Origin of the sequence: Yoonia sediminilitoris, assembly GCF_003058085.1 — a bacterium.
In the GTDB taxonomy this organism is placed as follows: Bacteria; Pseudomonadota; Alphaproteobacteria; order Rhodobacterales; family Rhodobacteraceae; genus Yoonia; species Yoonia sediminilitoris.
The window spans coordinates 1-11,424 of sequence record NZ_QBUD01000030.1 but is presented as its reverse complement, the minus strand read 5'-3'; the positions used below and the strand labels follow the sequence as shown (position 1 = coordinate 11,424).

Annotated in this window: 14 protein-coding genes; 9 read left to right on the top strand and 5 right to left on the bottom strand. The window is 56.1% G+C overall.

Annotated features, from left to right (window positions below; all coding sequences use genetic code 11):
- Positions 1-308 precede the first annotated feature (308 nt).
- Positions 309-1,073: an HpcH/HpaI aldolase family protein gene (locus C8N45_RS22550; RefSeq protein WP_168769574.1), complete on the top strand. Its 765-nt coding sequence runs from the start codon at positions 309-311 to the stop codon at positions 1,071-1,073.
- 329 nt (positions 1,074-1,402) lie between these two features.
- Complete coding sequence (locus C8N45_RS22545; protein WP_108389255.1) at positions 1,403-2,212, top strand: class I SAM-dependent methyltransferase; 810 nt, start codon at positions 1,403-1,405, stop codon at positions 2,210-2,212.
- A gap of 169 nt (positions 2,213-2,381) precedes the next feature.
- Here C8N45_RS22545 and C8N45_RS22540 read toward each other — a convergent pair whose 3' ends face one another.
- From C8N45_RS22540 to C8N45_RS22525, 4 genes are read right to left on the bottom strand one after another with little or no spacing between them, the layout of a single operon-like run.
- On the bottom strand, positions 2,382-2,834 hold the full coding sequence (locus C8N45_RS22540; RefSeq protein WP_108389253.1) for a rhodanese-like domain-containing protein: 453 nt from the start codon (positions 2,832-2,834) through the stop codon (positions 2,382-2,384).
- A gap of 58 nt (positions 2,835-2,892) precedes the next feature.
- Positions 2,893-3,264, bottom strand: a complete 372-nt coding sequence (locus tag C8N45_RS22535; RefSeq protein ID WP_108389251.1) for an ectoine synthase — start codon at positions 3,262-3,264, stop codon at positions 2,893-2,895.
- Positions 3,265-3,273: 9 nt separating this feature from the next.
- Entirely contained in the window at positions 3,274-3,474 is a 201-nt protein-coding gene (locus C8N45_RS22530) for a DUF1059 domain-containing protein (RefSeq protein ID WP_108389249.1), read from the bottom strand.
- 18 nt (positions 3,475-3,492) lie between these two features.
- Positions 3,493-3,900, bottom strand: a complete 408-nt coding sequence (locus C8N45_RS22525) for a GFA family protein (protein WP_108389247.1) — start codon at positions 3,898-3,900, stop codon at positions 3,493-3,495.
- A gap of 144 nt (positions 3,901-4,044) precedes the next feature.
- Here C8N45_RS22525 and C8N45_RS22520 point away from each other — a divergent pair, with 144 nt between their 5' ends.
- Entirely contained in the window at positions 4,045-4,905 is an 861-nt protein-coding gene (locus C8N45_RS22520; protein WP_168769573.1) for a LysR family transcriptional regulator, read from the top strand.
- Here the strand turns inward: C8N45_RS22520 and C8N45_RS22515 are convergent.
- Complete coding sequence (locus C8N45_RS22515) at positions 4,891-5,784, bottom strand: LysR substrate-binding domain-containing protein (protein WP_108389243.1); 894 nt, start codon at positions 5,782-5,784, stop codon at positions 4,891-4,893. The genes C8N45_RS22520 and C8N45_RS22515 overlap by 15 nt on opposite strands.
- A gap of 113 nt (positions 5,785-5,897) precedes the next feature.
- On the opposite strand from C8N45_RS22515, the gene C8N45_RS22510 reads away from it, so the two are divergent.
- From C8N45_RS22510 to C8N45_RS22485, 6 genes are all read left to right on the top strand, one after another.
- Positions 5,898-6,704 (top strand): alpha/beta hydrolase, encoded by an 807-nt coding sequence (locus C8N45_RS22510; protein WP_168769572.1) that lies wholly within the window; start codon positions 5,898-5,900, stop codon positions 6,702-6,704.
- 147 nt (positions 6,705-6,851) lie between these two features.
- Entirely contained in the window at positions 6,852-7,148 is a 297-nt protein-coding gene (locus C8N45_RS22505) for an antibiotic biosynthesis monooxygenase family protein (RefSeq protein ID WP_108389239.1), read from the top strand.
- Between the two features lie 29 nt (positions 7,149-7,177).
- The gene (locus C8N45_RS22500; protein ID WP_168769571.1) at positions 7,178-8,071 is read left to right on the top strand and encodes a sulfurtransferase; all 894 of its coding nucleotides are present in this window, start codon (positions 7,178-7,180) and stop codon (positions 8,069-8,071) included.
- Between the two features lie 128 nt (positions 8,072-8,199).
- Positions 8,200-9,141 (top strand): NADP-dependent oxidoreductase, encoded by a 942-nt coding sequence (locus tag C8N45_RS22495; protein ID WP_108389235.1) that lies wholly within the window; start codon positions 8,200-8,202, stop codon positions 9,139-9,141.
- 268 nt (positions 9,142-9,409) lie between these two features.
- A complete protein-coding gene (locus C8N45_RS22490; RefSeq protein ID WP_108389233.1) occupies positions 9,410-10,042 on the top strand; it encodes a tyrosine-type recombinase/integrase in 633 nt (210 codons plus the stop codon).
- 185 nt (positions 10,043-10,227) lie between these two features.
- Positions 10,228-11,220, top strand: a complete 993-nt coding sequence (locus tag C8N45_RS22485) for an NAD(P)H-dependent flavin oxidoreductase (protein ID WP_108389231.1) — start codon at positions 10,228-10,230, stop codon at positions 11,218-11,220.
- Positions 11,221-11,424: the final 204 nt, after the last annotated feature.

The window sequence follows — 11,424 nt, the reverse complement described above, 5'->3', positions numbered from 1 at the left end:
GCCAGCTTAACGAGCGCCCCAGAAAGACCTTGCAATACCAAACCCCAGCAGAGAAATTTGAAGCCTGTGTTGCAGCGACCAATTGAAACCACAGGACGAAGGGGACATTCGCTGCAGCTGCACCAAGGTCTGGTTCGACGAGCCCTCCCAGAAACGGTGGTTTTTGGGAGGCCGTGAATAGCGACCCTGAACAATCTTTGACATTTTTTTGCATCAGCGTGAATGTAGGGCGGAACAATCTTTTTATTGTGCTGAAGGACGACCGAAACCAATGGCAGAAATGCCCATGAATGACGGAGGCGCATCCTATGATGCTCAAGGAAAAACTGGCAAGCCGGACCCGACGCCTTTCGTGTGAGGTTTGCATCATCCCGTCTGCCACCGTCGCGCAAGCCGTCGCTTCGACCGGAATTGATATTATCGTTATCGATAGAGAACACGCGGCGACAAACAACGAGACCCTTCATGCGATGATTGCGGCAACGCAGGGCACGGATTGTTCACCCATGGTTCGTGTTATCGACCACAATCCCGCCAACGTGAAACTCGCTTTGGATTTGGGTGCAGAGGCAATCATGTTCCCTCTGGTGCGGACGCCAGACGAGGCGGCAGCTTGCGTCGCATCTGTGCGTTACCCGCCAAACGGCATAAGGGGTTGGGGGGCTTTCGTCGCACATTCCAGATGGGATGTCGCGCCCTTGGACTATCTGGCGACTTTCGGGGACAAGATCGTCTGTTGTCTGTTGATCGAAACCGTCGAGGCGTTGGACAACATAGATGCGATCTTTGCCGTCGATGGCGTCGACATGGCTTTTGTCGCCCCGTTCGATCTATCGACCTCGCTGGGCATTTCCGGCGAATTTGGAAACCCAGTCTTTATCGATGCGGTGCGAAAGATCGAAGTTGCTGCGAAGACAGCGAATATCCCGCTTGGTGGCGGACCGGCGAATACTAAAGCAGAAATTGACGACCTCTTTTCGCGTGGATATCGCATCGTTGGGGGCTTCGATATCTTACAACTCAAGCGGGTCGTGAGTGAGATGGTTGCTGCTGTAAAATCTTGTTCAGAATGAACGATTTCTCCGATTTTGGCTAACTGGCACTCAGAAAGCAACCAGCTCTGCGGATAACGCCCGGCCTTGAAATGGTCCGCAAGTGGACATCCGTGCGTAACGCAGCATCAGTCACTGTGGGCTCATTGCTGCCATTCGCTGCATCTTGCACAGATGTCTGCTGTGCGGACGAAACCGGCCTTAGTCTTTGAATGAATGCCAGACACCCACACACTTGGATTGGCCGGTAGAAATGGAAATCATGCCTCTTCCGTGTTAAGAGCAACACGTGTGGTGTGCAGCTCGACAAGATTGCCCACTATGCCCAATATTCATTTGGAGTGTGATCCTTGGAACCGAAATCATCAGATTTTTCAGCAGCCAGCGGCAATGGCTACGAACTGCAAATGGGGCGTTTCAGCCGCTTGCTGGCACCAAAGTTCCTTGATTTCATAGAGTTTGAAGATAGTGACAAAATACTAGATGCCGGATGCGGAACAGGCGCACTGACAGCTGAACTATTACGCCGAACAAAAACTGCCAAAATCGTCGGCATCGACATTTCCGAGGCATATGTTGAATTCGCCGCGTGTGAGATTTCGAACCCTCGTGTTTCGTTCGAAGCAGGTGACCTGAATGCGCTCTTAATGCCGGATGAAGTATTCGATCATGTCGTGTCTCAACTTGTTTTGGATTTCGTTCCCAACACAAGCGGGGCGTTTTCCGAGATCTCACGCATTTTGAAGCCGGGCGGCCGCTTGGCGGTTGCCGTTTGGGATGCACGAGGCGGACTAGTGTTCAATCGCTTTTTTCTAGACACAGCTGCAATGCTGGACCGGGAAGCAAACGAACTCAGGAAAAAGAACTTCACACGGCCGCTCAGGCGCCCCGGCCGTCTGGAAGAAGCCTTGAGGTCGGCCGGGTTTGCAGAGGTTCAGGCCGGCGAAATTCACATCCGGACTGAATTTGCCTCTTTCGAAGACTACTGGAGCCCATTCGACGGAACAGACGGCCCAATTCCATCTTACCTATCGAAGAGAAGCCCAGAGTTAAAAAACCAGATCAAGGATGCGGTGCGAGATGCCTATCTTGACGGCGAAGCCGACGGTCCGCGCTCGTATGTTGCAACAGCCTGGATTGCGACAGGACGAAGGCAATAGCGATTGTTTCGGTGCGCGAACGGCCCAGAGAGGACGTTCGGGCCTTCTGCAGCTAATGGCGGTTCAGAGCCCACTTCGACCGATGCTGCGTGAACCACCAACTGGTGGAAAATGGGCATAGCGGACACAGTCCTTCGGCCGGATGGCCTGCAAGCAAACAGATCAAAATTTAGCTACCTGGCAATTGGGCCTCGCCGATCTCGATGGCCTGACTTGGCCTAGTTGGGCTTTCTGTTATTAAACCTGCGGCCAGAAGGGCGGTCATGCCGCCTTCAACATAAGCAACGTCGGTGAAGCCCATCTTCATCAGCAGATTTGCGGCCTTGGCGCCGCGATAGCAGGGCGACATTCCGCATGTCGTCAGGATGCGGCGGCCGCGATCCTGTAGCTCGGGCGTCCGATAATCGTTGTCGGTGTCGGTGTCAGCCAGCCAGGCAATCGACCTGCCCGGTGCGTTGAACGCCTGTGTTCCAAGGCCGGTGACTGCGACCTCGGACTCGTCACGCACATCCACCAACAACGCGTTGGGGTTGGCCTCCAGTTCAGCGATTGCTTTTTCGGCGCTGATGGATTGTGCCTGCGCCATTGCCTTCTTGGCCATTTGCAAAAAGGTCTGAGCCATGGGTCTTCCTTTCGTTTGATAGTCGTCCATACGTCGGCGGCGTGGATTATGGACCGGATCACAACGAGCCGTCTTCGTCATGCTCCTCAGTGCCGGTCAGGGCCGGGAAAAAGGTGCAGACGACGCGCGTGCGTTCTGTGATCCGGATGCGATGACGGTCGTGGTTGTTCATGGCGTAAAGCGTTCTAGGCCGGATTTGGTGCACTTTGCCGCTATTCAGTTCCTCCACCGTGCCGCCGCCTTCGAGGCAATAGCAGGCCTCAAGATGGTTCTTCTGCCAAAGGATCATTTCGAACCCGGCTTCCAGGATGCTGTCGGTCAAGGTGACGCCCATGCCATCCTCCGCATGCAAAAGGCGCATGGAATGCCATTTGGCGCCGTGGGCCTCACCCTTGGTGCCAAGCACATCCTCAAGAGTCTTGACGATCATCGCCCCGGCTCACATGTCGACTTCGCGGATTAGCGTATCGAGGTAGTCGCGGGTCTCCTGATCCCAGTCGTCAGGGTTTTCGCCATGGGCGATCCGGGCGTGATGACCCATCAATTGCCAGACTTCGTCTTTGGTCTCGGCGGTGACACTGGCGGGGCAGGCTTCCATGCCTTCGCAGTCCCCGCACGCGTATGAATAGGCTTTTGTCATTGTCTGTCCTCCTTGGAGTTAGTCGGGAAAACCGTCGTAGTTGCGCATGTCCTCGTTGAATCTTACCCAGCGAAGCCGCTCTTTCAGGTATACGTTCGACTCGGGCGTGATCGAGTTTGGGTCATCCAGCGATGCGATGGTTATCGCCACATCGTTCCAGCCTTCGCCGCGGAATGTGAGGGGAGAACCGCAGGTCCCGCAGAACCCCCGCCAGATGCCGGGGGAAGATTCATACTCGCTGATCGTTCCCTCGGTTACCGAGAAGTTTTTCGGATCGGAACCGAACCAGGGAACATAGGCGCCGCCGGTCGCGCGGCGGCAGTCGTCGCAGTGACATATCCCGGAATATGTGTGGTGCCCTACCATCTCGTAGCGGACCGAACCGCATCGGCATCCGCCTTCGTGAACTGCTGTAGTTACAGCCATTCCGTATCACTCCCCTGAGTTTTTCTTGCATACCGACCGCGGCTGCAATCAAGTTTACCCTTGTGATATTGACGCAAATAACCAGAAATGCGACTCAGAAATTCATCCCAAACGTTAGGTGAGTTAACAGTGGATTGGCGATCAATGCCCTCTCTCAACGCACTCAGGGCGTTTTCGGCGTTGTCCGAAACCGGCTCTTACACCAAGGCCGGTGAGTTGCTGAATGTCACCCATGCCGCCGTCATGCAGCAGATCAAGGCGCTCGAAGCCTTCTTTGATGTGCAGCTGGCCGCACGATCGGGGCGCGGTATCGCGCTTACGGACGAAGGCCGGATGCTGGCCCGTGATCTGGAGGCCGGCTTTCGCCAGATTGGCCACGGGGTGGAGGCGCTGACCAATCTTCAAGATGCACGCCCCTTGCACGTCACGATGTCCCCGGTCTTTGCGGTCAAGTGGCTGATGCCTCGGCTGAACGATTTCCAATCCCATCAACCCGAAGTGACACTGCTGCTTAATCCCAGTGGAAAGATCGTTGATCTGGACAAGGACGGAATGGATGTGGCTATCCGCTATAGCCGGCTTGAGGCACTGCCGAAGGACGCCAACATTCTTTTGGTTCTCGACTTGGTGGTCGTCGGCACACCAAAGCTGGTCAGCGGCGTGAAAACAACCAGCCCCGCCGATCTTGTGCATCTGCCCTGGCTCATGGAACTGGGCACGCGCGAGGTTCCAGACTGGTTCGACCGGCACGGCGTCAAACTGGACCGGCCCCTGATGATATCACAGATGCCGGGAAACCTAATCATGGACGCGGTCAAGAGAAGTGACGGCATCACCTATACGGCACGGCAGTGGGTTCACGAGGAAATCCAGTCAGGCGAACTTGTTGAGCTGTTTCCCGAAGAGAATGTCGGGGTTTTCTTTATCCATACGCGACCCGGCGACGAGCGGCCCCCGGTTCGGAAGTTTGCAAACTGGCTGCGAAGCCAATCAAATCAATCCTGATACGCGGCCCCTCAGCCAATCCCCGAACGCGGTCAGACGCGGGTCGCGGAACGGGCCCTCGGGCACGGCCAGGTGAATGCCGCGATCCAAGGTGATCTGAGTCTCGGACAGGCAGACCAGTGAGCCATTGGCAAGCTCGTTGCGGATCAGCGGCAGATCGGCCAATGCGACCGCATTGCCGGCAAGCGCGAAATCCAAGGCCAATGCGCGCTGCTCGTGAAAGGACATTGTGCATCCGGAAGGAAAAGCCTGCCCGGCGGCCTTGAACCATTGGCTCCAATAGCGTTCCTGCCCTGCAACGGCGGCCAGCGGCAGGCTGGCGATCTGTCCCGGTTTCATCGGTTGCTCGGCTCTGTGCACCATCGCTGGCGAGGCCACGGGTGCCACCAGGTCCAGATGAACCAATTGCATATGCGCTCCCGGCCTGTCGCTGTGCCCATAGCGCAGCGCGCCGTCCAGATCGCGCTCGGCGAAATCCGCGATCTCATAGCTGAGGTCGAATTCCAAATTCAGGCCGGGATAGGCAGCATGAAACTCGTCAAGATAGGGCAATACCATCCGGTTTGCATAAAAGGGCGTGACAGATATCCGAATGGTTCCGGTCATCATCTGCGCTCTGAACCGCGCCGAGGCCACCGCCACCTGATCAAGTACCTTTTCCAGCTCTGCTGCAAGCGCGGCGGCTTCGTTGGTCAGGGTGACCTGACGGTTCATCCGGTGGAACAGACGCGCGCCGAAATGCTGTTCCAGCGCCTTGATCTGGTGGCTGATGGCAGCTTGGGTGACCGACAGTTCGTCGGCCGCCTGCTTGAAGCTCAGGTGACGTGCAGCGGCCTCGAAGGCGCGCAAATGCTTCAGGTTCGGCAGGCGTCTGGTCATGGCATCGCTTTAGAAAAACTTATCGATATTATGAATTCTTGTCGTTTGTCGTCAATCCACCCCGCATGCCAACGTGGGTCCGCAAACTTGTGATTTGGATGCGAGGACCGAAAATGAAAAGTTTCTATCTGGAAAACCATGATGCCTTCATGCGCTATCTGGAAACGCCGCAGGAAGGACAGGCGATCGTCTACTTGCCCGCGATCAGCTTTTCGGCGGCGGCCTCGTTTTTCGACGTGGTGACACATCCAGACATGCCCCGGCACCGGGCGCTTCTGGTCGACTACCTCGGCTCGGGCGCTAGCGATCATCCCGATGATTTCGACTATTCGCTCGCAGGCCACGCGGCTTGCATTGCCGCTCTGATGGACAGCGCAGGGATCCAAGGCGCCACTGTCATGGGCCACTCCATGGGCGGATCGGTCGCCATCCAGCTTGCCATCACCCGTCCGGATCTGGTTGGTAACCTGATCGTCGGCGAAAGCAACGTGACCTCGGGCGGCGGAGGGCTGGTGCGCCAGATCGTCGCCCATAACGAAGCGGAATTCGTCGGCAGCGCATTTCCGAAGATGCAGGCCGAGATTTTTGCCAGCGCCCGCAACGGCGACACCATTAGCATCCGTCGCAGCAATGTGTGGGCGCATGTCAGCGCAAACGGACTCTATCGTAACGCTCAAGCCCTCAACAACGTGCCTGACTCCATGTTGGAAGACTTTCTGGCGCTGCCGATGAAACGAACTTTTGTCTTTGGCGAAAAAACCTATCCCGATACGCCTGATGCCTTGGGTCCTGACACGCCTTCGCCGGACCTGCTGCGCGCCAACGGGTGCGGGATCGAGGTCGTTCCCGGTGCCGGACACGGCCAGATGTTTGATAATCTTGGTGGTTTTGTTGATATTGTCGCGAAAGTCGCCTTTTGACCGGGCGATCCGGGGCACCGCTTAGGGTAGCAGCAGAAAACGCTGGCCTCAATGATCGCCGCCCGGGCATCTTTTGAGATTTTGCGGAATCTGTGATAGTTTGAGCCCAATCCAAAGCAATGCTGCTGTAGCCAGGGAGGCAACCTGATGATCATGCGTGTCTTTCAAGTCGTCATCCGCCCAGGCAAGGAAGAGCAGTTTGCCCGGTTCTTTCACGAGACCGCCATACCGCTGATGCTGGGCACGAAAGGGATTGTTCAGGTTTTGCCCGGCGCGCCAAGAACGGAAACCCCGAGGGAATTCAGCTTTGTCATGATCTGGGACAGTCTGGATTCGCTCAAAGAGTTTGCCGGCGATGATTACAACTCGCCGCACATTGATCCTGCCGAGGCGGAATTGGTCGAGTCCCGGTCTATCAAGCACTACGACCTCGTGGCGACATGACCGCCCGCCCCCCGAAAAAGGACACTGAAATGGCCGAAGTATCGATGAAAGATCCTGACGCTCTGGTCAATACCCAGTGGCTGGCAGAGCATTTGGACGACCCGAGGCTCAGGATTTTCGACTGCTCGACTATTCTTGAACTCGACGTCGCAGGCGAACGCCCATACCGCGTCGTCAGTTGCCGGCCTGAGCATGAAGCAGGCCACATCCCGGGTGCCGGATTCTTCGATCTTCAGGCAGATTTTTCGGACGACAGCAGCCCGTTTGCCATGACCCTTGCGGACCGGCAAACCGTGGCGGCCGCCTTTGGGGCGCAGGGAATCGACGACACGTCTCGGGTCGTCCTTTACAGTCGGCGTAGCATGTCATGGTCAACTCGGTTCTGGTGGATGTTGCGATGGCTGGGCTTTGACAATGCCGCTGTCCTTGACGGCGGATTTGAAAAATGGACAGCCGAAGGGCGGCCTTTGTCTCAAGCGCCCTGCGCCTACCCCACGGGCCAGCTTTCCATCGACCTTCGGCCCGAGATATTTGTCGCAAAAGACGACGTTCTGCGGGCCATTGATGATCCTGGCACATGTCTCGTCAATGCACTTGGTCGCGATGTCTTTAGCGGCGAAAATCCCAGATACGGACGGCCCGGGCGCATCCCCGGCAGTGTGAGTCTTCCGCAGGTCGAGCTTGTCGCGCCGGATGGAACCTTCCTTTCGCCGTCAAACATCGCGAATGCCCTCAGCGAGGCAATGGCCGACAAAGCGCAACGGCATATTACCTATTGCGGTGGTGGGATCTTTGCTACGGTCGATGCGTTCTGGCTCTGTCAGTTGGGTCACGAAAATGTCGCCGTTTACGAGAATTCGATGAGCGAATGGGGGCCGAACGAACGTCTCCCGATCGAGACCGACACTGGCCCGAGCGCCTGATCGACTATGCAGCATCGAACCGAGGCAAATAGGGCCATGGACTGCCGGTATGTAATCTGACTGCACCTATGTGGTTTTCCTAGACGGCCACACTGCGTTTGAGTTATCGGGAGGGATTGACCAACATCATGAAAGCACTTGTTTATCAAAAGTTTGGCCCGCCAGAGAACCTTGTCATCAGTGATCTTGCCCGCCCCGAGGCGTGCAGCCATGAGGTCCTTGTCAGGGTTGCATATGCCGGGGTAAACTCGGTGGACTGGAAAATTGGTGCGGGGCGCATCGATCACTATCGCAATGCACCCTTCCCGCTGGTGACTGGCCGCGACTTCAGCGGGACCGTGGTGGAAGTCGGAAGCCACGTGAGAAACTTTTCGGTTGGTGATGCCGTCATCGGCTGTTTGCCCGGCCCGGGAGGCAGCTTTGCCGAATACGTTGCCACGGACGCACTGTCCTTGGCGCGGGCACCCTCGAATTTGACACTGGCTGAGGCGGCTTCGATTCCGCTTGTCGGGCTTACCTGCTGGCAGGCGCTCGTTGGATCGGCGAAGCTCTCGAAAGGCGAAGTTCTGTATGTGTTATCGGGTGCCGGTGGAACAGGTAGCATCGCCGTTCAGCTGGGCGCCGCGCTTGGCGCCAAAGTCATTACGACATGTAGCGAAAGAAACCGCGATTATGTCACTGGACTCGGGGCCAACTACATTTTCGACTATTCCAAACCGAATTTCACAGATGATCTCATCGCCGAATTCCCACAAGGCGTTGACGTTGTTTTTTCAAACGTGCTTGGCCCCCTTCATCGCGATGCATATCGAACTCTTCGACCGGGAGGGATATTGGTCACCATCGGCGAATCCCCTTTACCGGCGGTGGCCGAAAAACATGGCGTCGACGAAATTGACCTGATCGTTCAGCCCAATGGAAAGCAACTTACAGAAATCGTGACATATCTGGAGAACGGCACCATCAAGCCACCTTCAGTTTCAATCCATGCCTTGGTTCACGGGGCCCATGCTATGCAAAATATTTCTGAGGGCCATGTGCGCGGAAAAATCGTGCTGCAAGTTTCCTAAGGCCAGCCTGTGGAATCTGTCCCGCTCAAAAGGCGCGTTTGTGCAGCAGCATTGCGGCATTAACCTTCTTGGCGACGCAGCGAAGTGGGCCTGCGAATTTACTTAGCGTTTTGAGCCGCTTCCGCTGTGGGCTCGAAGCAGCCTGATGCGCATGCAACGATGCCCTATCGCTCCACCTGCCGACAGCTGCCGTTCGGCAATCCAGTAGACTACCTCCGTCAGCGCGGTGCTGATGACTGGGTGTGGAGGGAGGATTGGAGGGCAATTCATGCCAAGAGTCCAACTTCCCACCGTCACCCCAAAACGCAGAGCCTGGAACAAAGGCCGGATCATTGGTCAGAAGAGGCCACTATTGCCGAAGCAGGTCTGGGCAATCCGTGCACGGCTTGAACTCGCGGGCAACCTCCGCGATCTCGCGCTTTTCAATGTGGCAATCGATAGCAAGCTTCGCGGATGCGATTTGGTGAAACTTACTGTCACCGACTTGGTGCGGGACGGTCGCGTTCGCGAAAGGGCGTCGGTCATACAGAGCAAAACGCAGCGACCCGTTCAATTCGAACTCACTGAAAACACGCGGGATACGGTTGCCGCGTGGGTCGGGTCGCCCGAGATGATCGGTTGCCGTTTCATGTTTCCTAGCCGATTTCATGACCGGCCACATATTTCAACACGGCAGTATGGTCGGCTTGTGCGGGACTGGGTAACGGCGATCGGGCTGAAGCCGAGTGGATATGGCACCCATTCTCTTCGCCGAACCAAGGCAGCGGAAATATACCGCAAAACTGGAAACCTCAGAGCAGTACAACTTCTGCTCGGGCACACAAAGGTCGACAGCACTGTGCGCTATCTGGGCGTCGAGCTGGAAGATGCTCTGAGCATTGCTGAACGAATCGACATCTGACGATGTTGGCGGGCGGCGCTTGCCGTTCGCCAATTCAGACCAGACCTTTGGTATCGTCGCAGCAGATGATCCGTTTGAGCCCGAAATTACTTGATGCTGCAACATGCCCCAAGTTCCGCTTTGGAAACGCAGCTCCCTGTGCAAAACTTCTTGAATTACACGCTACTCCTTTGAGGTATCGAGTTATGAGCACAAAATTCTGCGATACTTTCGGAATTGAACATCCGGTTGTTTTGGCTCCCATGGCCGGCGTTGCTTCAGATGCATTAGTCGCCGCCGTAAGCAATGCTGGGGGTCTTGGTTTGACTCCACTTTGGCATGTCAGCACAGACGACCTTCGGACATCGGTGCGCAATATCAAACAACTGACCGACAAACCGTTCGGTGTGAACCTCAATATGGATTTTCCAAGCCTAGAGCATCTTGACGCTTGTCTAGAAGAAGAGGTGGAAGTCATTTCACTGTTCTGGCGACCGCCTGGAGAATTCTTGGCGCGTGCTAAAGCGGGGGGTGCGAAAGTCGTATACAGCGCCGGCGACGCCGCAGACGCAAAAGCTGCCGCTGAACTTGGTGCTGATGCCATCTGTGCGCAAGGCTGGGAAGCAGGGGGGCATGTGCGTGGGACTGTCGGCAGCATGGCATTGATTCCCGCTGTCGTTGACGCTGTTGGCGATATTCCGGTTGTGGCAGCGGGTGGAATTGCAGATGGACGAGGACTGGCTGCAGCACTCTCATTGGGAGCCTCCGCGGTATGGGTTGGAACCCGATTTCTTGCAGCGGCTGAGGCAAACGTCCATCCAGACTATCTGTCTCACCTTCTAGCCGCCTCGGAAAACGACACGGCCCATTTTGACGATCTGTTTGATATTGGATGGCCCGATGCGCCGCACAGAGCTTTGAATAATAGCACTACCAAAATGTGGGAAGAGTCAGGTCGCCTGCCACTTGGCCAAAGACCGGGAGAAGGAGATGTCGTCGCCTCAACTTCAACCGGTGGTGAAGTATTGAGGTATCAAAGTAAATCACCTTCCGGTGACCTGACTGGGAATGTCGAGGCAATCTCGATGTGGGCCGGGCAAGGCGTGTCGATGGTCAAGGAAGTACAAAGTGCAAGCGACATTGTTCTAGAAATAGTCAATGAAGCGGACGCGACTTTGCAGCGAATTCTGTGTCGCTGAATGCACCTCGTGCTTCAAGAACCGGACGTTGGCACAGCCGCAGCAAATGGTAGCTTCGTCCCGCATAGCGGTCGTCTATGCAGATCGCAGCGAATGACCTGTGTGGATGTATATGGACCCCGCCTTATTGCAACAGTCTTGGCAGGCTTGGTTCAGGATCACGATTGCTGACGTATATCCGGCTTCTTTGAGCGGCCCAATACA

What these genes read in the sequence shown, in the direction of transcription:
- C8N45_RS22505 (WP_108389239.1), top strand. Translation starts at nt 6,852, where the DNA reads ATGATCATGCGTGTCTTTCAAGTCGTCATCCGCCCAGGCAAGGAAGAG.
- C8N45_RS22510 (WP_168769572.1), top strand. Translation starts at nt 5,898, where the DNA reads ATGAAAAGTTTCTATCTGGAAAACCATGATGCCTTCATGCGCTATCTG.
- C8N45_RS22485 (WP_108389231.1), top strand. Translation starts at nt 10,228, where the DNA reads ATGAGCACAAAATTCTGCGATACTTTCGGAATTGAACATCCGGTTGTT.
- C8N45_RS22520 (WP_168769573.1), top strand. Translation starts at nt 4,045, where the DNA reads ATGCCCTCTCTCAACGCACTCAGGGCGTTTTCGGCGTTGTCCGAAACC.
- C8N45_RS22515 (WP_108389243.1), bottom strand. Translation starts at nt 5,784, where the DNA reads ATGACCAGACGCCTGCCGAACCTGAAGCATTTGCGCGCCTTCGAGGCC.
- C8N45_RS22540 (WP_108389253.1), bottom strand. Translation starts at nt 2,834, where the DNA reads ATGGCTCAGACCTTTTTGCAAATGGCCAAGAAGGCAATGGCGCAGGCA.
- C8N45_RS22535 (WP_108389251.1), bottom strand. Translation starts at nt 3,264, where the DNA reads ATGATCGTCAAGACTCTTGAGGATGTGCTTGGCACCAAGGGTGAGGCC.
- C8N45_RS22530 (WP_108389249.1), bottom strand. Translation starts at nt 3,474, where the DNA reads ATGACAAAAGCCTATTCATACGCGTGCGGGGACTGCGAAGGCATGGAA.
- C8N45_RS22490 (WP_108389233.1), top strand. Translation starts at nt 9,410, where the DNA reads ATGCCAAGAGTCCAACTTCCCACCGTCACCCCAAAACGCAGAGCCTGG.
- C8N45_RS22495 (WP_108389235.1), top strand. Translation starts at nt 8,200, where the DNA reads ATGAAAGCACTTGTTTATCAAAAGTTTGGCCCGCCAGAGAACCTTGTC.
- C8N45_RS22550 (WP_168769574.1), top strand. Translation starts at nt 309, where the DNA reads ATGATGCTCAAGGAAAAACTGGCAAGCCGGACCCGACGCCTTTCGTGT.
- C8N45_RS22500 (WP_168769571.1), top strand. Translation starts at nt 7,178, where the DNA reads ATGGCCGAAGTATCGATGAAAGATCCTGACGCTCTGGTCAATACCCAG.
- C8N45_RS22525 (WP_108389247.1), bottom strand. Translation starts at nt 3,900, where the DNA reads ATGGCTGTAACTACAGCAGTTCACGAAGGCGGATGCCGATGCGGTTCG.